The organism is Streptomyces sp. NPDC102462, assembly GCF_044765425.1.
In the GTDB taxonomy this organism is placed as follows: Bacteria; Actinomycetota; Actinomycetes; order Streptomycetales; family Streptomycetaceae; genus Streptomyces.
Genome location: NZ_JBIWKB010000094.1, coordinates 1 through 23,749, shown reverse-complemented (window position 1 = coordinate 23,749; position 23,749 = coordinate 1). Strand labels below are relative to the sequence as shown.

Here is a 23,749-nt window from a genome sequence, read left to right as displayed (position 1 = left end):
GCCCTGCCTTCATGCCCCCGCGCAGCCACAATCACCTGAACGGCACACCCGTACGGAACCCCAAGCTGCACATTCGGTTTCGAGAAGCCCTCTGATGCCGGGTGCGGGTTTGGTGTGGCTTGGCGCGCAGTTCCCCGCGCCCCTAGGGGGGTGCGCTCGGCCGCGCTGGGTTGGTGGGGTGGGTTTGGCGCGGCTGGGCGCCGTGGGGGTGCGGGTTTGATGCCGGGTGCGGGTTTGGTGTGGCTTGGCGCGCAGTTCCCCGCGCCCCTGACGGGGTGGGGGTTGGGTGTCGGGTGCGGGTTTGGTGTGGCTTGGCGCGCAGTTCCTCGCGCCCCTACGCCCTGACAGAACTAAAACGCTGCTTCGCCCGCCCGTCAGAACTTGCTGGTCTTGGTGGTGGGGTGGCAGGTGGGTTTTGCGGTCCGTTTCGTGGAGGCGACGCGGAAGACCGGGTGATCTTCCGCATCGTCGGCCGCCGGTGTGAACGCGCCGTGGCCAGGAGGTGGCCGGTGTTCCCCGTGTCGCTCAGTCCGTCTCTCCCTGCGGCTCCCCTTCCGTCCTTCCTTCCATGGCCAGCAGTTGTTCGTTCGGGATCGCGCCGCCGAAGCGCCGGTCGCGGGAGGCGAACTCGATGCAGGCGCGCCACAGGTCACGGCGGTCGAAGTCGGGCCACAGCACGTCCTGGAAGACCATCTCGGCATAAGCGCTCTGCCAGATCAGGTAGTTGGAGGTGCGCTGCTCGCCGCTCGGGCGCAGGAACAGGTCGACGTCCGGCATGTCCGGGTAGTAGAGGTACTTCTGGATGGTCTTCTCGTTGACCTTGCCGGGGTCGAGCCGGCCGGCCCGCACGTCCTCGGCCATCGCCCGCGCCGCGTCGGCCAGTTCGGCCCGGCCGCCGTAGTTCATGCAGAAGTACAGGGTGAGCAGGTCGTTGCCCTTGGTCTGTTCCTGGGCGACCTGGAGTTCCTTGGCGACCGACTTCCACAGCCGGGGCATGCGGCCCACCCAGCGCACCCGGATGCCGAGGGCGTCGAGTTCGTCGCGGCTCTTGCGGATGAAGTCGCGGTTGAAGTTCATCAGGAAGCGGACCTCGTCGGGCGAGCGCTTCCAGTTCTCGGTGGAGAAGGCGTACAGGGAGATGTTGCGGACGCCGATCTCGACCGCGCCCTGAAGCACGTCGAGCACCCGCTCCGCGCCGACCTTGTGCCCCTCGGTCCGGGGCAGCCCGCGCTCCTTGGCCCAGCGCCCGTTGCCGTCCATGACGATGGCCACGTGCTCGGGGACCAGTTCGCCGGGGAGCTTCGGCGCGCGGGCACCGGACGGGTGCGGCTCCGGCGCCTTGTACTCGCGCCGCTGGCGTCCCAGGATCCCGCGTACGACCATGTGCTTCTCGTCTCCCTACTAACGGTGTCCGCGCCGCCGGCGCCGACGCCGTGCCTATGACTTCTCCACGTACCGGAGTGAGCGCAGCCCGCGCTCCAGGTGCCAGTGCAGGTAGGCCGACACCAGCCCGTTCCCCTCCCGGACGTACCGCGGTTCGCACGCGTCCGCGGTCTCCCAGTCTCCCGTAAGCAGCGCGCCGAGGAGCACGAGGGCCTGCGGTGAGGGTACGACGCTGCCGGGGACCCGGCAGTCCACGCACAGGGAACCGCCGGACGCGACCGAGAAGAACCGGTTCGGCCCGGGCATGCCGCACTTCGCGCAGTCGCCGAAGCTGGGGGCGTAGCCGTTGACGGCGAGGGAGCGCAGCAGGAAGGCGTCCAGGACGAGGTGGGGCGCGTGCTCACCGCGGGCGAGCGTGCGCAGCGCGCCGACGAGCAGCAGATACTGCTGTACGGCGGGCTCGCCCTCGTGGTCGGTGAACCGCTCGGCGGTCTCCAGCATCGCCGTCCCGGCGGTGTAGCGGGCGTAGTCGGTGACGATGCCGCCACCGTAGGGTGCGATGGTCTCACTCTGTGTGCACAGCGGGAGCCCGCGGCCGACGAGTTCGCTGCCGCGCGCGAAGAACTGCACGTCTACGTGGGAGAACGGCTCCAGCCTTGCCCCGAACTTGGATTTCGTCCGCCGTACGCCCCGGGCCACGGCCCGCACCCGTCCGTGGCCGCGGGTGAGCAGCGAGATGATCCGGTCCGCCTCGCCCAGCTTCTGGGTGCGCAGCACGATGCCGTCGTCGCGGAACAGAGTCATGTGGCCATTCTTCCGCATGCGGTCGGTGCGCGGTGCGGTGCGCTGTGGCGGGCGTCCACATATCGGTCCGGGGCGCTCGGGCGCCGTGCGCTGCCGCGGGTGCGTTGTGGCTGGGCGCGCAGTTCCCCGCGCCCCTTTGGGGCACGGCCCCGCTGGCAAAACCAACCCCGGCACTGTAAGGGCCACACACCGCCGTACGCTGCCGCGGGTGCGTTGTGGCTGGGCGCGCCGTTCCCCGCGCCCCTTTGGGGCACGGCCCGGCAATACCGCCGCGGGTGCTCGGGTTTCACGGTGTGTACTGGTAGCCGGCGCTGCTGGTGCCGCCCGGGGTGTGGATGGTGACTGCGGCCGTGCCGGGGGTGCCTGCGGGTGCGACGGCGACCACGTTGGTGTCGGAGACGGTGACGAACTCGGCCGGCGTGCCGCCGACCGTGACGCCCTCGGTGTACGTCAGGTTGCTGCCGGTGATGGTGATGCTGTTTCCGCCGGCGGCCGGCCCCTGGTTGGGGCTGAGGCCGGAGACGACCGGCTGGGCGACGTAGGTGTAGTAGGGGTCGCCGACCCCGGGAAGGCTGGTGCCGCCCGGCGTGGTGACGGTGACGGTGACGGTTCCGGAACCGAACGGGGCCGGGGCGGTGATCTGGCCGTCCGAGACGACGGTGACTCCGGAGGCCGCGCGGGAGCCGAAGCGTACGGCGCTGGCGAGGGTCAGATTGCTGCCCGTGATGGTCACCGTGGTGCCGCCCAGGGTCGATCCCAGAACGGGGAAGACGCTGTCCACGCTCGGCAGGGGGACGTAGAAGTAGGCCACCGGTGTGCTGGTGCCTCCGTTCGTGGTGACGGTGAGGTTGACGGCACCCGCCGGGCCCGCGGGGGCCTGGACGGTCATCTGGGTGCCGGTGTTGCCGGTGACGGTGGCGCTGTGGCCGCCGAACACGACGGTGGCGCCGGAGAGCGCGGTGCCCGTGAGCGTGACGGTGTTCCCGCCGGCGGCGGGGCCCTGGGCCGGGGTGATCGAGCTGATCACCGGGGCGGGCAGATACGTGAAGGTCACGCTGTTGCTGGTGCCGGCGGGGCTGGTGACGGTGACGGCGGTCGAGCCCGAACCGGCTGGGCTCGTACAGGAGATGGTGGTGTCGCTGAGCGTGCTGAACTGTGCCGGGTTCGTGCCGAACCTGACCGCCGTCGCACCGGTGAAGCCGCTGCCGGTGAGCGTGACGGGCGTACCGCCCGCGGCCGGCCCCTGGGTGGGGCTGAGGCCGGTGATGGTCGGCGCCATGGGTGCTCCTTTCCACGTGCCGGAGCGGGGGCCGCCGTGCCCCGGCCAGGAGCCGGGTCGGGGCACGGCGGCCGGTGCGCTCCCGAGGAGGTGCCCAGGGCGGCCGTCGCGGAGGGAAGGGGCGATCGGCGGCCCTGGGCGGGTGGGGTCAGGCGCCGGTGAACACGTCGCCGGCGACGATCGCGCTGGTGCCGCCGGGGGTGATGACCTGGAGGTCGTAGGTCGTGCCCGCGGTGAGGCCGGCGGGGACGACGACGATCAGCTGGGTCTCGGAGGCGGAGGTGAAACTGTCGGCCGGGATCGCGGCGCCGCCGGCGGTCGGCGTAAACGTCGCGTTGACCACGTTGTCGAAGCACGTGCCCGTGACAGTGACGTTCGTTCCGGCGGGCCCGGTGGCCGGGCTGAGGCTGGTCACCGCGGGGGCGTTGAAGTAGACGAACTGGTCGGTGACGCTCGTGGTGCTGGTTCCGCCCGGGGTGGTGACGGTGACGTCGACGGTGTCCTGGCAGCCGGTGAAGGCGCCGTGCGCGGGCGCGGTGACGGTGATCTCGCTGTCGTTGACCACGGTCACCGCGGTGCCCGCGCCGATGGCGCCGAAGGTCACCCCCGTGGCGTTCAGGAAGCCGCTGCCGCTGACGGTGATGGTGCCGGGGCTGGCCGGACCCGCGGTGGGTGTCACGGCCGCGACGGCCGGGGTGGCGGCGTAGAAGAACGGCAGGGAGTTGGTGGTCGATGTGCCGGCCGTGACGTTGATGTTGTACTGCCCGGCACACAGCGACGGGATGGAGCAGGTGATCTGCGTGCTGCTGACGACGGTGGCGGGGGCCGACTTGTTGCCGAAGTTGACCCTGGTGGCCGTCGACAGGGCGGTTCCGTTGATCGTCATGAGCTGTCCGGCCGAACCGGGGTTGCCCGTGCTGATCGAGGTGATGGTTGCCATGTTGATTCCTTTCGCGGTTGGCCGCGTGATCGGGCGGTGATGGCGTTGGCCGAACGGTCTTTCCGGCCAGGAGTGTTCAGGAGGGACGGGACATGCCGGCCCGTCCGGGCGGTGGAACGGTGCTGTGCCCGGCGTCGGCGCATGCTCGCGCGGGCCGGGATATGCGGAGGGCGGATGCGCGGAGCGGGGCGGGAAGTGCCCCGCATGCGCGGCTTCCGCGGCCTCAACGGAACGGCGGCTCGTCCCGAGCCGGTTCAACGGTGAGGAGGTGACGGGAAACGGAAGTACGGGAGAAAGGGAGAGGGGAGGCGCCGCAGGCGCGGGGTCATCGACTTCAGCCAGTGCTGAGCATGACCATGAGACTCAGTCAATCTGTCAAAACTCAGTAATCCATCTGAGTGACCGTCACCGCAAGAGCGGGGCAATCGATTCGCTCATTCGGAGCAGCGCACGGCCGCCTGCACCACAGGCGTACCACCTGCGCGAACGGCCCGGAAAAGTGCTCCGGCGCACCTAAGTCTTAAAATAACACTGCGTTGACGATGTCCGGCCGAACGCGAAAAGCGGTCCGTGCCGCCCACCGGACAGGCGGGGCGGCACGGACCGCTTGCTCTTGTGTTCTCCGTTCGGGATATCAGATCGGCTGGCAGAGCGACACGACGTTGACGGTGGCGGCGTCGGCGCCGGGGTTGGTGACGGTGATGGTCCAGGCGTTACCCGGAGTGCTCGTGAGCGTCTGTACCAGACCCGACCCCGACACCTGGCTCTCCCCGCCGCTGACGGCGATGTAGGAGCCGAGGGTGCTGCAGTCACCTCCCTGGAGCGTCATCGTGCCGCCGGCGGGGATCGTCTGCGGGTTCAGGGGCGAGTCCAGCGCCTGGGTCTGTGTGGTGCCGGCGGGGCCCGTCGGCCCGGTGGGACCGGTGGGGCCGGCGACACCGTCGGAACCGGTGGGACCGGTCGGACCCGTGGCACCGACGGCGCCCGTCGGACCCGTCACACCGGCCAGGCCGTTCGCACCCGTCGGACCGGTCGGACCCGTCACACCGTCCAGACCGGCCGCACCCGTGGGACCGGCCGCGCCCGTCGCGCCGTCCAGACCGGCCGCGCCCGTCGGACCAGTGGGACCCGTCGCGCCGTCCAGACCGTTCGCACCCGTCGGACCGGTCGCGCCGTTCAAACCGGCCGCACCCGTCGGGCCGGTAGCACCATTCAAACCGGCCGCACCCGTCGCGCCGGTCGCGCCGGTAGCACCGTTCAGACCAGCCGCACCCGTCGGGCCGGTGGCTCCGGTCGCGCCGTTCAAACCGGCGGCGCCAGTGGCACCCGTAGCACCGTTCATCCCAGCGGCACCGGTTGGGCCCGTCGCACCGTTCAACCCAGCCGCGCCCGTCGGACCCGTCGCACCATTCAGCCCAGCCGCGCCCGTCGGACCCGTCGCACCATTCAGCCCAGCCGCGCCCGTCGGACCCGTCACGCCGTTCAACCCAGCAGCGCCCGTCGGACCCGTCGCACCGTTCAACCCAGCAGCGCCCGTCGGACCCGTCGCACCGTTCAACCCAGCAGCGCCCGTCGGACCCGTCACGCCGTTCAAGCCGGCCGCGCCCGTCGGACCCGTCGCGCCGGTGGCTCCGTTCAGGCCGTTCGCGCCGGTCGGACCCGTCGGGCCCGTCGCACCGGTCGGGCCGACCTGGCCGTCGCAGTACGGGACGCCGGTCGCGGCGACCCAGCGGGCGGTCACCCAGCCGGGGCGGTCCGCCAGTTGGTACCAGACGGTGTTCCCGTCCACCGGAGTGCCCACGTCCCAGCACAGGATGCTGACGCTCGCCCCGAACGGGAACGAGCCCAAAACCGCCGAGTCGGTCGAGGGCTGCTGACGGATGTTCACGCCCGTGGTCGCGGTCACCGTCCCCGTGACCGCGGCCCGAAGGAGCCGCTGGTGTCTGTTCACCCCCGCTCCCTTGGCGAACCGCGCCGCCTGCGAGGCGGCGGCCTGGGCGTTCGCCCGGCCCTCCGCCGACTGCGCCTGTGCGGCGACGGGGCCGCACAGGCCCCAGGTAAGGCCGAGGCTCACGGCCCCGAGTGCCAGCGACGAGACGCCCCTGGCCTTGACAGCCCCATGCACCAAAACCCACCGTGCCTTTCCTGACGAAGCGTGAGGGATGAGGTGCGAACAGCAAACTTCACATTCCGTCAAGAACATAAGAAAACTTGGCCCTAGTGACTCAAAAGCGGCACAGGGATGGTCCGGGGAGCTCGCAAATAGTCTGCTCATAAGCTCGCACCGGACCGCTCATCCGACTCCCCGTGACTCCTGTGCCGCGCCTGCCTCGATGCCGCGGAAGTGGACGGCCATCGCGTGCTGCGCGCCCGCGACGTCCCGGGCGCGCAGCGCGGTGAGGATGTCGCGGTGCCGGCGGACGGTGACCTCGGGCGCCGGGTCGTCCAGCCGGCCGCGGGCGCCGGAGACCCGGCGGAACACCGTCCAGAACGCACCGAGGAGCTGCGGCACGAGGGCGTTGCCGAGCGGGACGTACAGCAACTCGTGGAACCGGCGGTCCAGTTCGGGGCAGGGGCGGCCGGCAAGGACCGCCGCCTCCATCCGGGAGACCACCGACTCCAGCCGGTCCAGGTCCGCTTCGGTCACCGTCGCCGCCACCCGGCGGATCAGCCCCTCCTCCAGCACCTCGCGGATCTGAAGGACCTCGGCCAGGGCACCGGGGTCGTCGTCGTGCCGGGTCAGCGTGCGGAAGGTGAGGCCGTCGACCAGCGGGGCGAGGGAGGCCCGGCCGACGTAGCTGCCGTAGCCGTGCCGGATCTCCACGATGTCCAGGGCCTGGAGCGCCTTGAGTGCTTCGCGGACGGAGTTGCGGCTGACGCCAAGGCGGCCCATCAGCTCCGTCTCGGTGGGCAGCGGAGCACCGGGCCGGAGCCCGCGGTCGAGGACAGCTGGACGACCGCGCGCTGTATCCGGTTGGTCCTGGGCTCCCCGGCGGGCATGCGCCGCATGCTACGCGCAGCGGACGTCCCACGTCCCATCTCCCGGCGCCACCAGCGCCAACTCCCGCCATTCCTTGAGTCATTGGTGCGACCTCTGGCGGCTACGCCATTCGTGTGCGATCCCTTGACCGGTCCCACGGGCGCTCCTATGGTCACGCTGACCGGCCGGACGTAGGACGTCGTATCTCCTCTGCCGTATCCCTCCACCCTCTTTGCGAACCCTGTTCCGGACCCCCTGGAGGAAACCGTGCGCGACGACATGACCCACGTGGTGCCGGCCCCGCACCGCCGGTCGTTCCTGAAGTACGGCGGCGCGCTGGGTGCCGCCGCCGCGCTCCCCCCGTCGCTCGCGGCCTGTTCGGCCGGGCCCGAGTCGACGAACGACACCGGCGGCGAGGGCGGCAGGAACCGCACGCTGACCGCGGTGATCGGCTACGGCAACGACGGCAGCTGGGACCCGACGCAAACGGCGTCCGCGTTCTGCATGGCCGCCAACCACCACATCTACGAGGGGCTGCTGGACACCGACCCGATCTCCCGGGACCCCTACCCCGCGCTGGCCACCCGGGCACCGGCCGACCCGAACGCCACCACGTGGCGGTTCACGCTGCGGCCGGGCGCCCGGTTCCACGACGGCAAGCCGGTGACGGCCGACGACGTGGTCTTCGTCTTCGACCGGATCCTGGACCCGGGCACCCAGACCCTCGCCAAGGGCTTCTTCGAGAGCTGGCTGAAGGAGGTCCGCGAGGTCGACGCGCGGAACGTGGAGCTGGTCCTCAAGTTCCCCTTCCCGGACGGGCTCTCCCGGCTCACCCTCGCCAAGATCATGCCGAAGCACGTCTTCTCGCGGCCCGGGGCGTGGGACGACGCGATCAGGGGCAAGGCGATCGGCTCGGGGCCGTACCGGCAGACCGCGCACCACCCGAAGTCGAACACCACCTTCGAGGCGTTCGCCGACTACAACGGTCCGCGCAGGCCCGCGTTCCAGAAGATGAACTGGCTGACCATCGTCGACGCCGCCCCGCGCGTGGCGAGGATCTCCGGAGCCGACACCGGGGCGCAGATCGCCGACAACATCCCGTACGCCGCCGTGCCCCGGCTGGAGCGGGGCGGGCTGAGCGTCGCGGGCGGGGCCGGGATGAACAACCTGTTCCTGATGTTCAACACCGCGCACAAACCGTTCGACGACGTACGGGTCCGGCAGGCGCTGCGCTACGCCATCGACACCCGGAAGATGGTCGAGGTCGCGCTGAAGGGGCACGGGAAGCCGTCGTCGTCCTTCCTCAACGAGGGCAACCCCGCCTACCGGCGGGCGAAGACGGTGTACGACCACGACCCGGCCAAGGCGAAGGCGCTGCTCGCGGCGGCCGGGGTGCGGAACCTGAAGATCGACGTCCTCGCGGTGAACGTCAGCTGGATCGCGGACTGCCTGCCGACCATCAAGGCGTCCTGGGACGCGATCGGCGTGCGGACGACACTGTCCCCGCAGGAGACCACGGCCGTGTTCACCAAGCTGGACCAGAAGCAGGACTACCAGGTCGTCGCCGCCGCCTCCAACCCCAACCAGTTCGGCCTCGACGCCGACCTGATCATGCACTACAACTACGGTCCTGCCAACCTGTGGATGCGGTACACCCGGTGGGCCGACGACCCGGTGGCCAGGCAACTGTTCAAGGACATGGACCGGGCGACCCGGGAGCCGGACCCGGACCGGAAGACGGCGATGGTCCAGGACTACATCGACGTCGTCGCCGAGCAGGCCGTGCTCTATCCGGTCGTGCACAACGAGCTGATGACCGCCTGGGACCCGAAGCGGCTCACCGGCATAAGGGCACAGCCGTATCCCGGCGTCAACCTCCTCCAGGCCAAGTGGGTCTGACGGCATGACGGCCGTCGTCCGTATCCTGCTGCACCGCATCGCGCTGCTGGTGCCGCTGCTGCTCGGCATCGTGCTCTTCGTGTTCCTGGTGATGCGGTTCTCCGACGTCGACCCGGCGTCCGCGTTCTTCCAGGGGGCCAACCCGACACCCGGGCAACTGCACGACTTCCGGGAACGCAACGGGCTGCTCGACCCGCTCCCGGTGCGCTACGTCCACTTCGTCGGCGACCTGCTCCACGGCGACCTGGGCACCAGCGCGCTGACCCGGACGCCGGTCGTCGACCAGGTCACCACCGCACTGCCGCTCACCCTCCAGCTGACCTTCCTCGGTCTCGGCCTCGCGGTGCTGCTGGCCTTGGCCGGCGGGGTCACGGCGGCGATCCACCGGGACCGGCTGCCCGACCAGGTCATCCGGGTCCTCTCCCTGACCGGGGTCGCGGCCCCCGGGTTCTGGCTCGCGCTGCTGATGATCCAGTACCTGGCGGTGGACCGGGGCTGGTTCCCGACCGGCGGCTACGTCAACCCGGCGGACTCCCTCACCGGCTGGCTGCGCACCATGACGCTGCCCGCGGTCGCGCTGTCGCTGCCGGTGGCCGCGCAGCTCACCCGGATCGTGCGGACGGCCGTCGTGGAGGAACTGGACAAGGACTATGTGCGGACGGCGATCGGCAGCGGACTGCCGCCCCGAGTGGTGGTCGGCCGGAACGTGCTGCGCAACGCGCTGATCAACCCGCTGACGGTGCTCGGACTGCGGGTCGGCTATCTGCTGGGCGGCGCGGTGGTCATCGAGACGATCTTCTCGCTGCCCGGCATGGGCAAGCTGATGATCGACGCGGTGCAGAACGGCGACCCGGCGGTGGTCCAGGGGGTGGTGCTGACGACGGCCGCCGGGTTCGTGGTGGTCAACCTCGTCATCGACGTCCTCTACCTGCTCGTCAACCCGCGGCTGAGGGAGGCGGCCTGATGCTCACCCGCAAGAGCCTCACCGAGCGGTTCACCCGGCCGGGCGTCCGGCCGCGCGGCCCGCGCCGGCTGCCCGCCCTGTCGAAGGCGGCCGTCTGCTTCCTGGCCGTCGTCGTCCTCGCGGCCCTGCTGGCGCCGCTCCTCGCCCCCGACGACCCGCTGGACCAGCAGACACCGGTCGGCGGCACCGGGCATCCCTCCGCCGGGCACTGGATGGGCCAGGACAGCCTCGGCCGGGACATCCTGAGCCGGCTGATGTACGGCGCGCGCTGGTCCCTCGCCATCGGACTCGGCGCCACCGCGCTCGCCCTCGTCGTGGGCGCGCTGCTCGGGGCGCTCGCGGCCACCTCACGCAAGGCGGTGGACGAGACGCTGATGCGCTGCCTCGACGTGGTGATGGCCTTTCCCGGCATCGCGCTCGCCGCGGTGCTCGTCGCCGTGTTCGGCGGTGGCATCTCCGTACTGATCTGCGCGATCGCGTTCCTGTTCACCCCGCCGGTGGCCCGGGTGGTGCGGGCGAACGTCCTCGACCAGTACGGCGAGGACTATGTGACCGCGGAACGGGTCATCGGCGCCCGCACGCCGCACATCGTGCTGCGGCACGTCGCCGTCAACTGCGCGGCGCCGGTGCTGGTGTTCTGCACCGTCCAGGTAGCCGAGGCGATCGTCTTCGAGGCGTCGCTGTCGTTCATCGGCGCGGGCGTGCGGCCGCCGGACCCGTCGTGGGGCAGCGTCATCGCGGACGGCAAGAACATGGTGCTGACCGGCGGCTGGTGGGCGACCGTCTTCCCCGGGCTGCTGATGCTGGTCACCGTGCTGTCCCTGAACGTCCTCGCCGAAGGCGTCTCGGACGCCTGGGCGGCCCCCGCGGCCCGCGAGGTGGACGTGCGGGGGCACGACGACCGGCCGGCGGCGCCGGAGCCCGGCGGCGAGCCGCTGCCGCTGCCCGGGCTGGCCGATGCCGCCCGGCGGCTGCGGGCCCGGGCGCGGCCGCTGCCCGACCCGGGCGGGCAGCCGGTGCTCGCGGTGGAGAACCTGGCCATCGGGTTCCCGGACCGGCACAGGGGTGTCGACGTGGTCGACGGGATCAGCTTCGAGGTGCGGCCCGGCGAGGTCCTGGGCCTGGTCGGCGAGTCGGGCTGCGGCAAGTCGCTGACCGCGCTCGCGATCATGGGGTTGCCGCCCAGGGGTGCCCGGGTCGCCGGTCAGATCCGGTTCGGCCGGCGGGACCTGCTCGCCGAGCCCACGCGCATGCGGCGCAGGCTGCTCGGCCATGAGATGGCGATGGTCTACCAGGACGCGCTGTCCTCGCTGAACCCGGCGATGACCATCCGCGCCCAGCTGAAGCAGCTGGTGCGGCGCGGTGGCCGGCGCGGCGCCGCCGAACTGCTGACCCTGGTCGGGCTCGACCCGGAGCGCACCCTGCGCAGCTATCCGCACGAACTCTCCGGCGGTCAGCGCCAGCGCGTCCTGATCGCGATGGCGCTGTCCCGTGATCCGAAGCTGATCGTCGCCGACGAGCCGACGACCGCCCTGGACGTGACCGTGCAGGCGCAGATCATGGAGTTGCTGCTGCGGCTGCGGGCGGAGCTGGGCTTCGCACTGATCCTGGTCTCGCACGACCTGGCGCTGATCGCGGACGTCACCGACCGGGTGGCGGTGATGTACGGCGGGCAGATCGTGGAGACCGGCGTGACCGCGGACCTGGTGGCGGCGCCGGCCCACCCCTACACGCGTGGGCTGCTGGGCAGCGTGCTGTCGCTGGAGTCGGCGGCCGAGCGGCTGACCCAGATCAGCGGGGTCGTCCCGGCACCGGCCGACTTCCCGGCGGGCTGCCGGTTCACGGACCGCTGCCCGCGGGCGGGCGGGCTGTGCCGGACGACGGCACCGGACCCGCGGGGCACGCCCACACACACCGCCGCCTGCCACCACCCCGCCATCGACCTGACGACGACCGAAACCGAGGCGGTCACGTGAACGCGCAGCGCTCCGCTGGATGCGCCGCGCTGTGCCGTCGGCTGTCCGCGGCGCCGTCGTGGCTGGTCGCGCCCGCGCGGCGGAGCCGCAAATCGACACAGCCCCGCGCCCCTTCGGGGCGCTGTCGAACCGCGAGGGACTTCGCCGGGCCGCGACCCGGCAACGCCGAACGAACGCTCCGAACCCTGCCACCGGCCACGTCACGATCGAAAGCGGAAGGGTCACGTGAATTCACTCGTCGTGCTGCGCAACGTCCACGTCATCCATCGAGCCCGCACCGGCGGCCTCCTCGCCCGTGACCGGATCCATGCCCTCACCGCAGCCGATCTCACCATCGCCCCCGCCGAGACCACCGGCATCGTCGGCGAATCCGGCTGCGGCAAGTCGACGCTGGCGAAGGTCCTGGTGGGGGTGGTGCGGCCGACCTCGGGCACGGTGTCCTTCAAGGGCCGCGACCTGTGGTCCATGCCGGCCGCCGAGCGCCGGGCCACGGTGGGCGCGAGCATCGGAATGGTGTTCCAGGACCCGTCGACCGCCCTGAACCGGCGGCTGCCGGTGCGGCGCATCCTGCGGGACCCGCTGGACGTGCACGCACGGGGGTCCAGGGCCGCACGCGAGGAGCGGGTGCGCGAGCTGATGGCCCTGGTGGGTCTCCCCCGGGCCCTCGGCGACGCCCTGCCCGGGCAGCTCTCCGGCGGCCAGCGGCAGCGCGTCGCCATCGCCCGTGCGCTGGCCCTCGACCCGGATCTGGTGGTCGCCGACGAGCCGACGAGCGCGCTGGACGTGTCCGTACGCGCGCAGATCCTCAATCTGCTGCTGGACCTGCGGGAGCGGCTGGGTCTCGCGCTGGTCTTCGTCTCCCACGACATCCAGACGGTGCGGCGGATGAGCGACCGGGTGATCACCATGTACCTCGGCCGGATCGTCGAGGAGTGCCCGGCGGACCGGGTCACCGACCGGGCCCGGCACCCGTACACACGGGCCCTGTTCTCCGCGACGCCCGGCCTGCTCGACCCGATCGTCCCGATTCCGCTGGCCGGCCCCGTGCCGTCGGCGACCCGGCCGCCGAGCGGCTGCCCGTTCCGTACCCGCTGCTGGCGCGCGGACGACCGCTGCGCCGCGGTCATGCCGGACTTTTCGGCCGCGTCGCACCCGGCACATCGCTACCGTTGTCATCATCCTGTGGAGGAGGACCAGTCGACCCGCGACCTCGTGCGCCAGAGTCTTCCCAGGGAGCCGCCATGACCTTCCCCGCCCCGAACGGCCCGACCGGGGTGTCCGGTGTCGTACCGCCCGTGTGCACTCCCCTGACACCGCAGGGCGAGGTCGACGTCCCCTCGCTGCTCCGGCTCGTCGACCATCTGGTGGAGGCGGGCGTGCACGGCCTGTTCGTGCTCGGCTCGACCTCGGAGGCCGCGTACCTCACCGACCGGCAGCGGCGACAAGTGGTGCAGGAGGTCACGGGGCATGTGGCGGGCCAGCTGCCGGTACTGGCCGGGGCGATCGACATGACGACACCCCGGGTGCTCGACCATGTCGCGGCGGTGACGGCGGCGGGCGCCGACGCGGTCGTCGTCACCGCGCCCTTCTACGCCCGTACCCACCCCGCGGAGATCGCCCGCCACTTCCGGCTGGTCGCGCGGCGCAGCACGGTTCCGGTCATCGCCTACGACATCCCGGTCGCCGTGCACTCCAAGCTGCCCGCAGGACTGGTGCTGGAGCTGGCCCGGGACGGGGTGCTGGCCGGGCTGAAGGACTCCAGCGGTGACCTGGGCGGCTTCCGCGAGGTCGTGACGGGCGCACGGGGTCTGACCGGCGGTGCGGGGTTCTCCGTGCTCACCGGTTCCGAGGTGGTCGTGGACGCGGCGCTGGCGCTGGGCGCCGACGGAGCCGTGCCCGGCCTGGCCAACGTCGACCCGCACGGCTACGTCCGCCTGTACCGGCTGTGCCGGGCCGGCGACTGGGCGGGCGCCCGGGCGGAACAGGAGCGGCTGTGCGCCCTGTTCGGCATGGTCGGCGTGGGCGATCCGGCACGGATGGGCGGCGGTTCGTCGGCGATCGGCGCGTTCAAGGCGGCCCTGCACCTACGCGGAATCATCACCTCCCCGACCACCGCCGCCCCCCAGACCCCCCTGTCCCCACCAGAAACAGAACAGGTAGGCAAATACCTCGCAGCAGCGGGCCTGCTTTAAGAACACGCAGAACTTAGAGCGCGCCCCAAAGGGGCGCGGGGCTGTATCAATGTGCGGCTCCGCCGCGATGGGGGTCCCCCCTGTTCGAGCGAAGCCGAGAACTTGGGGGAGCGACCAGCCCCAACGCACCCGCAGCCAAAAAACCGCCTAGGTCACCCGCAGCCGACGAAACTCGATCCGCTCATAGGCGGAAGCCGCACCCGTCTCATAAAGAACCCCCATCGTGTCGGCGTCAAGCTGCACAAGATCGGAGTACCCGGCCTTGTCCAGCGACAGCGTCCACCCCTTGCTGAAGGTCGCACCGCGATCCGTACTGCGCCACACGGCCATCACCGCGCGAGCGGCCGGCACGGACGGCGCGGAGAACAGCAGCGGTGCGTGCCGGCCGTTCGGCTGCAGGACGGATCCCTCGACGACGGGGACGTCGTTCAGGGTGGGCTGGACGGCGTAGGGTCGGTCGAGGCTCCGCCCGCCGTCGCTCGAGTAGCTGTCGAGGCGGTTGCCCGGGCTGCTGCCCTTCTGGTCACGGGAGTTGAAGTAGAGCCTGCCGTCGGGGAGTTGCGCGGCCGTCGACTCGTTGGAGTTGGTCCGGCCGTCGTAGGAGTCGTCGACGAAGCCCAGCCGCCAGGTGCGTCCGCCGTCGTCGCTGTAGAACGCGTGGCCGCCGTAGTACTTGGCCTCCTGGCCGGTGTCGGTGGATCCGGGCGACGGGGCCGCGGAGTGGTTGGCGGGGACGACCAGCCGGCCCGCGTGCGGGCCGTGCGTCAGGGCCACGGCGTGGCCGGGCCCGGTGGCGTACCAGCGCCAGCCGGCCGGCTTCACATCGGCCGTGATCTCCTGGGGCGGCGAGAAGTGCCGGCCGTCGTCCACGCTGCGCTGCACGAAGACCCGGCGGCCCTGCTCCGGGGTCACCTCGCCCCGTATGATCTGCGCCTCGGTGACGGCACCGCTGTTGTACGAGGTGACGAGCACGATGGCGCCGGTGTCCGGGTCGACCACCGGGGCCGGGTTGCCCCGGGTGTCGCCGTGCCCCGCGGCGACCACCGAGAGCGGTCCCCAGGTGCAGCCGCCGTCGGTGGAGCGGCGCAGGACGACGTCTATGGCGCCGCTGTCGCCCACACCGTCGTGCCTGCCCTCGGCGAAGGCGAGCACGGTACCCGCGCGGGTCCTGACGGCGGCGGGGATGCGGTAGGTGTCGTAGCCGCCGCGGCCCGCCGCGTACGGCACGGAGGAGGTGCAGCCGGGCCTGGCTACGGCGGCCGGGGTGGCCGCGGCGGCGAGCACCGCGGCGGCGAGGAGAACACGGCTCAGGAGAGTCATCGCCCTCATTATGGGGGCCGCCCGCGAGGGCGAGGCGGGCCACCAGGGACGCGGTCCTGGCCCGCTCAGGACGGCGTCCGGGCCGCCGCCAGGAGGCGGGACACGTCGTCCGAGCAGACCGTCAGAGCCGTACCGACCGTGACAGGCACGTCACGCCCGGCAGACGTCCACAGGCCGCCCGCCAGGACGGACCGGCCACCGCGGACGCGGGCCGGGCCCCGCTCAGGAAGGCGTCCGGGCCGCTGCCAGGAGGCGGGACACGTCGTCGGAGCAGATCGTCAGAGCCGCGCCGACCGTGGCGAGGACGTCACGCTCGGCGGGGGTGTAGGGGCCGTCCGCGAGGGCGATGCGGGCCGCCTGGAGCAGGATGGACTCCCGGCCGCCCGGGGCGAGGTGCGGGGCGAGCGGGTCCAGGGCCTCGTGCAGCTCTATCGCCAGGCTCGCGCCGGCCGGCTGCTCGAAGACCCGGCCGGTGTCCGCGGCCAGCGCCTCGACCAGCGCGCCGAGCTGCTCCTCGGTGCAGTCGGCGAACCCGGCGGCACGGACCGTGCTGGCGGCGGCGGCCAGGGACGTACGGGCGCAGGCGCCGCCCGCGGCCAGCACCGCGAGGGCGACGGTGTGCACGGCGTCGCGGAGCATCGCGGAGAAACGCGAGGTGGTCGGGTGGTCCAGGACGTCGGTGCCGTAGTGGTGGCGGCAGGCCGCGCACTCGACGACGGGCCCTGTGGTGCCGCGCGGCAGGACGGGCATGCCCAGCAGGGTGAAGCGGCGGCGGCCGGTGAGCCGCTGGTAGTTGCGGTCGCCCCCGCACCCGGGGCAGAAGAACTCGCCGTCCCCGACGGGTGTCCACGCGGTGCGGGTGCCCATGATGCGGGCAAGCCTGGTGGCACGGCCGTCTCGTCCCCGTACTGGCAGCACGTCGCACCTCCGAAACTCTGCGGCAACATCGCCGCGTGTGCGTGATGTTAGCCACATCGGCGATGTGGAGTCAGTACCCCGTACGAGACCTTTCCGTTATCTGCGCGTCAAAGTGGCCGGTAAACGACGTGGGCCCGGCCGTCGTACACAACGGCCGGACCCGGGAAACCGCCGGTCAGCGACGTCAGCGGGCCGCGCGGTTCACGGCGGAGACGACGGCCTTCAGCGACGCACGCGTCGTGTTCGCGTCGATTCCGATTCCCCACAGGACCTTGTCGTCGATCGCGCACTCGATGTACGAGGCGGCCTGCGCGGAGGCGCCCTCGCTCATCGTGTGCTCCTGGTAGTCGAGCAGGCGTACGTCGACGCCGATGGAGTGCAGCGCGTCGAAGAAGGCCGAGATCGGACCGTTGCCGGAGCCGGTCAGCACGGTGTCCTCGCCGTCGACCGTGGCCTCCACGGTGAGCATGTCCACGCCGTCCGTGTCGGTGGTGGACTGGCCGGTCCTGACCTGGATGCGGCCCCAGGGGTTGTCCGGGTTGGGCAGGTACTCGTCGCGGAAGGTGGCCCAGATCTCGCCCGGGGTGACCTCGCCGCCCTCGGCGTCCGTCTTCGCCTGGATGATCTTCGAGAACTCGATCTGCATCCGGCGCGGCAGGTCCAGCTTGTGGTCGTTCTTCAGGACGTAGGCGATGCCGCCCTTGCCGGACTGCGAGTTGACGCGGATGACGGCCTCGTAGGAGCGGCCGACGTCCTTGGGGTCGATCGGCAGGTACGGCACGGCCCACTCGATGTCGTCGACGCTGACGCCCTTGGCCTTCGCGTCGGCCGCCATGGCGTCGAAGCCCTTCTTGATGGCGTCCTGGTGGGAGCCGGAGAAGGACGTGTAGACCAGGTCGCCCACGTACGGGTGGCGCGGGTGGACCTCCATCTGGTTGCAGTACTCCCACGTGCGACGGATCTCGTCGATGTCGGAGAAGTCGATCTGCGGGTCGACGCCCTGCGAGAACAGGTTCATGCCCAGGGTGACCAGGTCGACGTTGCCGGTGCGCTCGCCCTGCCCGAACAGGCAGCCCTCGATGCGGTCGGCGCCGGCCATCAGCGCCAGCTCGGCGGCGGCGACGGCGGTGCCGCGGTCGTTGTGCGGGTGGACGGACAGGCAGACGTGCTCGCGGCGGGACAGATTGCGGTGCATCCACTCGAAGCGGTCCGCGTGTGTCGAGGGGGTCGAACGCTCCACCGTGGCAGGCAGGTTGAGGATGATCTCGCGGCCCGGGCCGGGCTGCCAGACGTCCATGACCGCCTCGCAGACCTCCAGCGCGAAGTCCAGCTCGGTGTCGGTGAAGATCTCGGGCGAGTACTGGTAGCCGAACTCGGTCTCCGGGCCCAGCAGCTTCTCGGCGTACTCCACCACCAGACGGGTGCCGTCGACGGCGATCTGCTTGATGTCGTCCTTGGAGCCGCGGAAGACGACCCGGCGGAAGACCGGAGCGGTGGCGTTGTAGAGGTGGACGGTGGCGCGCCTCGCGCCCTTCAGGGACTCCACGGTCCGCTCGATCAGGTCCTCGCGGGCCTGGGTCAGCACGGAGATCGTGACGTCGTCCGGGATCGCGCCCTCTTCCTCGATGATCGAACGCACGAAATCGAAGTCGGTCTGGCCGGAGGCGGGGAAGCCGACCTCGATCTCCTTGTAGCCCATCTTGACCAGCTGGTCGAACATGCGGCGCTTGCGCTCGGGCGACATCGGGTCGATGAGGGCCTGGTTGCCGTCCCGCAGGTCGGTGGAGAGCCAGCGCGGGGCGACGGTGATCCGCCGGTCGGGCCAGGTCCGGTCGGGGATGTCTACCTGCTCGTACCGGCCGTACTTGTGGATCGGCATGGAACTGGGCTGCTGGCGGTTGGCCATGATGGCGTGGGCTCCTCGAAGATGTCCGGTCGTGTCCGGTGTCCGGAAGGACGGCCGACGACGCAACGCCAAGCTCCGCGGGGAGGGAGTCGGCCTCGACTACAGGCCCTCGCCGCGGCAGCTAAGGAGAAGCAGCCCGAAACGCATGATGCTCCGCAGCCTAGCCGAGCCGCGCCGGATGCGCGGGCCCGTATCAGTATGCGGGACCAGGAGAACAAACGGGACAAAGAGTGCGTCACACCACTCTGTGTGAGCGGGGCGGATCTCTTGTCACGGTATTTCCCCCATCACGGTTGCCAGTAGTGACAATGTGGTCACTCGGTGCAATGGTGCGGTCATGACGACGAACGGGGGCTTCGAGCCCGTCTTCTGCACCATCGTCCCGCCGCACGTCCTGGACCGGCTGGCCCAGCACGAGGACTCCGCGCTGTCCGGCCCGGCCCGCCGGACCCTGGAGCGCGACGCCTACGAGCGCACCCACCGCCGGCTGACCACGGTCCTCGGCGCGCCGGCCGTCGCCCCGCCCGCGGGCGCCGCCGCCGACCGCCCGCGGCGCACCGTCTACGACGCCGAGCACCGGCAGGACCTGCCCGGCGCGAAGGTCCGCGAGGAGGGCTCCGAACCCGGCGCGGACGCCACCGTCAACCGCGCCTACGCGGGTCTCGGCGCCACCTTCGAGCTGTATCTGAAGGCGTACGGCCGCGCCTCGATCGACGGCTCCGGCCTGCCCCTGGACGCCACCGTGCACTTCGGCGAGGGCTACGACAACGCCTTCTGGAACGGCGAGCAGATGGTGTTCGGCGACGGGGACGGCGAGGTCTTCCTCGACTTCACCATCCCGGTGGACGTCATCGGCCATGAGTTGACCCACGGCGTCACCCAGCACACCGCGAACCTCACCTACTTCGGCCAGCCCGGCGCGCTCAACGAGTCCGTCTCCGATGTGTTCGGCTCGCTGATCAAGCAGTACACGCTGGGGCAGACCGCCGCCGAGGCCGACTGGCTGATCGGCGCCGGGCTGCTCGCACCGCGCGTCACCGGCACGGCGCTGCGCTCGATGAAGGCCCCGGGCACGGCGTACGACGACGACGTCCTCGGTAAGGACCCGCAGCCCGCGACCATGGCCGGCTATGTGAAGACCGGCCGCGACAACGGCGGCGTGCACATCAACTCCGGTATCCCCAACCACGCGTTCTACCTGCTGGCCACCGCGCTCGGCGGGCACGCCTGGGAACGGGCCGGGCAGATCTGGTACGACGTGCTGACCGGCGGCGAACTGTCCGCCCAGGCGGGCTTCGAGGACTTCGCGAAGCTGACGGTCGCGGCGGCCCGGGCCCGCTACCGCGAGGGCGAGGAACACCGGGCCGTGGCGAAGGCGTGGCAGCAGGTCGGGGTGCGGGCGGTATAGGTCCGTACTACACAGGGACCATGCGGATTCAGGTGAGGCGCACGGGCGGGTTCGCGGGCATCGAGCGGCACGCCGAGGTGAACACCGCGGGGCGGGCCGACGCGTCCGAGTGGCGTTCCCTGGCCGAGCGGGCGGTCGCCGCCGGCCGGGACGCGCCGCCGGCCGGCGTGCCGGACGGTTTCCACTACGAGATCACGGTGGACGGGAGGACGGTGTATGCGACGGATCCCTATCTGACGGAGGAGCAGCGGGTGTTGATCTCGCGGGTGCTCAAAGAAGGCGCGTGAGCGCTCCGCTGGGTCAGCCGAAGAACCGGTCGTCGGTTGTCTGCGCGTTCGTTGTGGTCGGGGCGTGCAGGGTCGTCGCTTGTCTGCGGGTTCGTTGTGGTTGATCGCGCAGTTCCCCGCGCCCCTGACGGGGCGCGCTGTGGGCAACGTCTGTTTGTTTGTCGGGCGTTGACTTTGGGGGTGGGGGTGCGGATTATCGCGGGCATGGTGACTGGTGATCCCTTGCCTCGGTTTCCGGACGGGTTTTTGTGGGGGGTTTCGACCTCGGCGCACCAGATCGAGGGGGCCGTGGGAGCGCGGCAGCGCTCCGTGTGGGATGTGTTCACGGACGAGCCGGGGAAGGTGAAGGACGGCTCCACGGCGGCGGTGGCCTGCGACCACTACCACCGCTACCGCGAGGACGTGGCGCTGCTGTCCGGCCTGGGCGTGGACGCGTACCGCTTCTCGGTCTCCTGGCCGCGGGTCGACTCCCCCGGCGGCCTCGACTTCTACGACCGTCTCGTGGACGAGCTGTGCGCGGCCGGCGTGCGCCCCGTCCCGACCCTCTTCCACTGGGACCTGCCCGCCCGCCTCGACTGGCTGGACCGGGACACCGCGCACCGTTTCGCCGCGTATGTGTCGGCGGTCGCCGCCCGGCTCGGCGACCGCGTCACCAAGTGGATCACTCTGAACGAGCCCGCCGAACACACCTTGCTGGGCCACGCGTTGGGTGCGCACGCCCCCGGCAGACGTCTCCTCTTCGACGCCCTGCCGGTCGCCCACCACCAACTCCTCGCCCACGGCCTCGCGGTACAAGCGCTGCGCGCGGCCGGCGCCGCCGACATCGGCATCGCCAACTCCCACGGCCCGACCTGGCCGGCCTCCGCCGCGCCGGAGGACACCGCGCCGGCCGAGTTCTACGACGTCCTGCTGAACCGGCTGTTCGCCGACCCTCTGCTCCTCGGCCGATACCCGGACGGCATGGCCGAGTTGATGCCGGGCGACGTCGACGCCGATCTCCAGGTCATCGCCGAACCGCTCGACTGGTACGGCGTCAACTACTACGCCCCGACCCGGGTGGGCGCCCCGCAGCAGACGGAGTCCGAGTTCGGCGGCGTGCCGATCCCGGCCGAACTCCCCTTCTCGCTCAGGGAGATCGAGGGACACCCGGTGACGGACTTCGGCTGGCCGGTCGTCCCGGAGGGCCTGACGGAGCTGCTGACCGCGTTCCGGGACCGGTACGGCGACCGGCTCCCGCCGGTGGTGATCACCGAGAACGGCTGCTCGTACGAGGGCGTCGACGACCACGACCGGATCGCCTACCTGGACGGCCACATCAGGGCCCTGCACCGGGCGATCGAGGCGGGCGTGGACGTGCGCGGCTACTTCGTCTGGTCGCTGCTGGACAACTTCGAGTGGGCGGAGGGCTACGCCCGCCGTTTCGGCCTGGTCCACGTCGACCACGCGACGCAGCGCCGGACCCCGAAGGCGTCGTACGGCTGGTTCCGGGACGCGCTGCGGGCCCAGAGGTGACCCGGCGCGGCTGCGGCCGTCACCCGGCCAGCCCCGAGCGTACGGACGCGGCGGCCCGCGCGGGCTCGTCCCCGGCGGCGACGGCGAAGTCCCTCAGCAGTCCTGCGAGGACGTCGTCCGGGCCGTAGCGGCCCAGGATGTAACCGGCGCGGGCGAGTTGGGCGAGCCCGTGCATCTGCGCGAACAGCTGGCGTACGAGGAGATCGGCGTCCGCGTCGGCGTGGAACCGGCCGGCGCCTGCGCACCGGCGGATGGCATCGCGCGGGAAGCGCAGCAGGGCGACCCCCATGGACCGGTCGGCCTCGCTGAGTTCGAACCCGGCGAGCGCGGAGCCGCCGAACAGCACGGCGTACACATGGGGTTCGGCGCGGGCGAAGTCCTGGTAGGCGCGGCAGAGTCCGGCCAGTTCACGGACGGGGTCGGCGTCGGGCGCGTCGGCGGGCGGCACCTCCCGTACCCGGGCGAGGAACCGGTCGACGCCCTCCTTCATGACCTCGCGCACCAGTTCCGGCATGGACCCGAAGTGGGTGTACACGGCCATGGTGGAGGCGCCGACGGCCCGGACGAGCCGCCGTGCGCTGAGCGCGCCGGGCCCTTCCTCGGCGAGGACGCGGGCGGCCTCGTCGAGCAGTCGGCGGCGGAGGGTGGGGCCGCCGCGTCCTGGCGCCGCCGGATCCGGGTTCTGGGTTGACACGAGCCGAGCATAACGCTGTTATAGACATAACAGCGTTATGGACGGGGGGCTCGGCGCATGCGCAGGACGGGGACGCGAACGCGACCGGTACGGCTGCCGGAGGCGGCGGGGGACGACACGGGAACCACGGAGGGCACGGAGCCCGCGCTGCGGCTCGCGGTGCTCGGGGACTCGGTGGCGGCGGGCGTGGGCGCGCCGAACCACCAGGACGCGCTCACCGGCCAGACGGCGCAGGCCCTGACGGCGCTGACCGGCCGGGCGGTGTCCTGGCGGGTCACGGCGAAGGCGGGCGCGACGCTCTCCGGGGTGCGGCGCGGTCTGCTGTCGGGTCTGACCGATCCGACGACCCGTTGGCGCCCGCAGCTGGTCCTGGTGGTGGCCGGCACCAATGACGCGCTGCGGCTGCGCAGGCCGGGCGCGTTCCGCCGGGACGCCGAGTCCCTGATCCGCGACCTACGCCTGCGGCTCGGCGAGGACGTCCCGGTGGTCTTCGCGGGCCTGCCGAGAATCGACGGCCTGGCCGCCCTGCCGCGCCGGCGGCGCCTGCCGATGTCGCTCTACGTCCGCGCGCTGGACCACGAACTGAAGACGGCGGCCACGAGGGGAGTCGCCGTCTTCCATCTTCCCTCCGGTGGCCCGCCGGACCTCCCCGGCGACTGGCTGGCCGCCGACCGGTTCCACCCGTCCCCCGCGGGCTACCGCGCCTGGGGCCGGGTCCTCGCCTCCCGGTTGGCGACGCTCGCGGAGACGGCCTGCCCGCCGCCCACGGCAGACGCCTGAACGGCACCGCCCGCGAGCCGCGGATCAAGTACCTTGGCCACGGCATAGGCGCCACAAGTGCTGCACACGTGACGGGGGTTGCGGGATGGTGGGGCATCGGCCCGCGGACTGGCATCCGCTGGATCTTGACAAGGACCCGACACCGGGGGACCCGCAGCGGGTGCGTTCCCTGGCGAAGCAGCTGCACGACTTCGCGGACGATGTGTCCGACGCGCTGCGTCTGGTCAAGGGCATGGCGGGCGAGGACACACTGCTTCAGTGGGCGGGCAAGTCGGCCGAGGCCTTCAAGGAGCAGTTCGGGGACGTCCCGAAGGACCTGAAGAAGCTGAGGACGTCGTATGCGATGTGCGGCGACGCCCTCGCCGGATTCTGGCCGGAGCTGGAACGGGCGCAGGCCCTCGCGGACCGGGCCCTGGCCAGGGCGAAGGAGGCGCAGTCCGACCTCGCCTCGGCCAAGTCCCGTCTGTCCTCGGCCGATTCGTGGGTGACCCGGGCCGGCAAGGAGGC

The 23,749-nt window shown here is 71.5% G+C and carries 19 protein-coding genes and 1 pseudogene; 10 read left to right on the top strand and 10 right to left on the bottom strand.

Features of this window, described 5'->3' with window-relative positions; all coding sequences use genetic code 11:
• Positions 1-525: 525 nt before the first annotated feature.
• From ACIRFL_RS41310 to ACIRFL_RS41285, 6 genes and pseudogenes are all read right to left on the bottom strand, one after another.
• Positions 526-1,383 carry an isoprenyl transferase gene (locus tag ACIRFL_RS41310; protein WP_404040142.1) on the bottom strand — a complete coding sequence of 286 codons (858 nt, stop codon included), beginning with the start codon at positions 1,381-1,383 and terminating at the stop codon, positions 526-528.
• A gap of 54 nt (positions 1,384-1,437) precedes the next feature.
• Positions 1,438-2,187 (bottom strand): DNA repair protein RecO, encoded by a 750-nt coding sequence (recO, locus tag ACIRFL_RS41305; protein ID WP_404040140.1) that lies wholly within the window; start codon positions 2,185-2,187, stop codon positions 1,438-1,440.
• Positions 2,188-2,473: 286 nt separating this feature from the next.
• A complete protein-coding gene (locus ACIRFL_RS41300; RefSeq protein ID WP_404040138.1) occupies positions 2,474-3,466 on the bottom strand; it encodes an IPT/TIG domain-containing protein in 993 nt (330 codons plus the stop codon).
• Positions 3,467-3,614: 148 nt separating this feature from the next.
• Entirely contained in the window at positions 3,615-4,406 is a 792-nt protein-coding gene (locus tag ACIRFL_RS41295; protein ID WP_404040136.1) for an IPT/TIG domain-containing protein, read from the bottom strand.
• Positions 4,407-5,040: 634 nt separating this feature from the next.
• Positions 5,041-6,312 carry an SH3 domain-containing protein gene (locus ACIRFL_RS41290; RefSeq protein WP_404040133.1) on the bottom strand — a complete coding sequence of 424 codons (1,272 nt, stop codon included), beginning with the start codon at positions 6,310-6,312 and terminating at the stop codon, positions 5,041-5,043.
• Positions 6,313-6,699: 387 nt separating this feature from the next.
• A pseudogene (locus ACIRFL_RS41285) lies at positions 6,700-7,415 on the bottom strand (FadR/GntR family transcriptional regulator).
• A gap of 250 nt (positions 7,416-7,665) precedes the next feature.
• Between ACIRFL_RS41285 and ACIRFL_RS41280 the strand changes: the two are divergent.
• The 5 genes from ACIRFL_RS41280 (at position 7,666) to ACIRFL_RS41260 (ending at position 14,417) form a co-directional block, all read left to right on the top strand.
• Positions 7,666-9,285 carry an ABC transporter substrate-binding protein gene (locus ACIRFL_RS41280; protein WP_404040143.1) on the top strand — a complete coding sequence of 540 codons (1,620 nt, stop codon included), beginning with the start codon at positions 7,666-7,668 and terminating at the stop codon, positions 9,283-9,285.
• A gap of 4 nt (positions 9,286-9,289) precedes the next feature.
• Entirely contained in the window at positions 9,290-10,249 is a 960-nt protein-coding gene (locus ACIRFL_RS41275) for an ABC transporter permease (protein WP_404040131.1), read from the top strand.
• Positions 10,249-12,225 carry a dipeptide/oligopeptide/nickel ABC transporter permease/ATP-binding protein gene (locus ACIRFL_RS41270; protein WP_404040128.1) on the top strand — a complete coding sequence of 659 codons (1,977 nt, stop codon included), beginning with the start codon at positions 10,249-10,251 and terminating at the stop codon, positions 12,223-12,225. Before ACIRFL_RS41275 ends, ACIRFL_RS41270 begins: the two co-directional genes overlap by 1 nt.
• A gap of 225 nt (positions 12,226-12,450) precedes the next feature.
• Entirely contained in the window at positions 12,451-13,470 is a 1,020-nt protein-coding gene (locus ACIRFL_RS41265; protein ID WP_404040125.1) for an ABC transporter ATP-binding protein, read from the top strand.
• Positions 13,467-14,417, top strand: a complete 951-nt coding sequence (locus ACIRFL_RS41260) for a dihydrodipicolinate synthase family protein (RefSeq protein ID WP_404040122.1) — start codon at positions 13,467-13,469, stop codon at positions 14,415-14,417. The genes ACIRFL_RS41265 and ACIRFL_RS41260 overlap by 4 nt, the downstream gene beginning before the upstream one ends.
• Positions 14,418-14,564: 147 nt before the next feature.
• Here the strand turns inward: ACIRFL_RS41260 and ACIRFL_RS41255 are convergent, their stop codons facing one another.
• The 3 genes from ACIRFL_RS41255 to leuA form a co-directional block, all read right to left on the bottom strand.
• Complete coding sequence (locus ACIRFL_RS41255; RefSeq protein ID WP_404040119.1) at positions 14,565-15,737, bottom strand: exo-alpha-sialidase; 1,173 nt, start codon at positions 15,735-15,737, stop codon at positions 14,565-14,567.
• Positions 15,738-15,959: 222 nt separating this feature from the next.
• Complete coding sequence (locus ACIRFL_RS41250) at positions 15,960-16,655, bottom strand: TerB family tellurite resistance protein (protein ID WP_404040116.1); 696 nt, start codon at positions 16,653-16,655, stop codon at positions 15,960-15,962.
• 184 nt (positions 16,656-16,839) lie between these two features.
• Positions 16,840-18,561, bottom strand: a complete 1,722-nt coding sequence (gene leuA / locus ACIRFL_RS41245; protein WP_404040114.1) for a 2-isopropylmalate synthase — start codon at positions 18,559-18,561, stop codon at positions 16,840-16,842.
• 337 nt (positions 18,562-18,898) lie between these two features.
• Here leuA and ACIRFL_RS41240 point away from each other — a divergent pair, with 337 nt between their 5' ends.
• The 3 genes from ACIRFL_RS41240 to ACIRFL_RS41230 all read left to right on the top strand — a co-directional run bounded on the left by ACIRFL_RS41240 (position 18,899) and on the right by ACIRFL_RS41230 (position 21,768).
• Entirely contained in the window at positions 18,899-19,969 is a 1,071-nt protein-coding gene (locus tag ACIRFL_RS41240; RefSeq protein WP_404040111.1) for a M4 family metallopeptidase, read from the top strand.
• A 20-nt stretch (positions 19,970-19,989) separates the two neighbouring features.
• Positions 19,990-20,256 (top strand): protealysin inhibitor emfourin, encoded by a 267-nt coding sequence (locus ACIRFL_RS41235; RefSeq protein WP_404040109.1) that lies wholly within the window; start codon positions 19,990-19,992, stop codon positions 20,254-20,256.
• Between the two features lie 204 nt (positions 20,257-20,460).
• The gene (locus ACIRFL_RS41230; protein WP_404040106.1) at positions 20,461-21,768 is read left to right on the top strand and encodes a GH1 family beta-glucosidase; all 1,308 of its coding nucleotides are present in this window, start codon (positions 20,461-20,463) and stop codon (positions 21,766-21,768) included.
• 19 nt (positions 21,769-21,787) lie between these two features.
• Here the strand turns inward: ACIRFL_RS41230 and ACIRFL_RS41225 are convergent, their stop codons facing one another.
• Positions 21,788-22,462, bottom strand: a complete 675-nt coding sequence (locus tag ACIRFL_RS41225) for a TetR/AcrR family transcriptional regulator (protein WP_404040104.1) — start codon at positions 22,460-22,462, stop codon at positions 21,788-21,790.
• Between the two features lie 57 nt (positions 22,463-22,519).
• Between ACIRFL_RS41225 and ACIRFL_RS41220 the strand changes: the two genes are divergently transcribed.
• Entirely contained in the window at positions 22,520-23,242 is a 723-nt protein-coding gene (locus ACIRFL_RS41220) for an SGNH/GDSL hydrolase family protein (RefSeq protein ID WP_404040101.1), read from the top strand.
• An 85-nt stretch (positions 23,243-23,327) separates the two neighbouring features.
• The coding region (locus tag ACIRFL_RS41215) for a WXG100 family type VII secretion target (protein ID WP_404040098.1) at positions 23,328-23,749 on the top strand (422 nt) is incomplete at its 3' end.

Excerpts from the sequence above, each read along its gene's own strand:
- ACIRFL_RS41310 (WP_404040142.1), bottom strand. The coding sequence starts at position 1,383 with ATGGTCGTACGCGGGATCCTGGGACGCCAGCGGCGCGAGTACAAGGCG.
- recO (WP_404040140.1), bottom strand. The coding sequence starts at position 2,187 with ATGACTCTGTTCCGCGACGACGGCATCGTGCTGCGCACCCAGAAGCTG.
- ACIRFL_RS41300 (WP_404040138.1), bottom strand. The coding sequence starts at position 3,466 with ATGGCGCCGACCATCACCGGCCTCAGCCCCACCCAGGGGCCGGCCGCG.
- ACIRFL_RS41295 (WP_404040136.1), bottom strand. The coding sequence starts at position 4,406 with ATGGCAACCATCACCTCGATCAGCACGGGCAACCCCGGTTCGGCCGGA.
- ACIRFL_RS41280 (WP_404040143.1), top strand. The coding sequence starts at position 7,666 with ATGACCCACGTGGTGCCGGCCCCGCACCGCCGGTCGTTCCTGAAGTAC.
- ACIRFL_RS41275 (WP_404040131.1), top strand. The coding sequence starts at position 9,290 with ATGACGGCCGTCGTCCGTATCCTGCTGCACCGCATCGCGCTGCTGGTG.
- ACIRFL_RS41270 (WP_404040128.1), top strand. The coding sequence starts at position 10,249 with ATGCTCACCCGCAAGAGCCTCACCGAGCGGTTCACCCGGCCGGGCGTC.
- ACIRFL_RS41260 (WP_404040122.1), top strand. The coding sequence starts at position 13,467 with ATGACCTTCCCCGCCCCGAACGGCCCGACCGGGGTGTCCGGTGTCGTA.
- ACIRFL_RS41255 (WP_404040119.1), bottom strand. The coding sequence starts at position 15,737 with ATGACTCTCCTGAGCCGTGTTCTCCTCGCCGCCGCGGTGCTCGCCGCC.
- leuA (WP_404040114.1), bottom strand. The coding sequence starts at position 18,561 with ATGGCCAACCGCCAGCAGCCCAGTTCCATGCCGATCCACAAGTACGGC.
- ACIRFL_RS41240 (WP_404040111.1), top strand. The coding sequence starts at position 18,899 with ATGACGACGAACGGGGGCTTCGAGCCCGTCTTCTGCACCATCGTCCCG.
- ACIRFL_RS41235 (WP_404040109.1), top strand. The coding sequence starts at position 19,990 with ATGCGGATTCAGGTGAGGCGCACGGGCGGGTTCGCGGGCATCGAGCGG.
- ACIRFL_RS41230 (WP_404040106.1), top strand. The coding sequence starts at position 20,461 with ATGGTGACTGGTGATCCCTTGCCTCGGTTTCCGGACGGGTTTTTGTGG.
- ACIRFL_RS41220 (WP_404040101.1), top strand. The coding sequence starts at position 22,520 with ATGCGCAGGACGGGGACGCGAACGCGACCGGTACGGCTGCCGGAGGCG.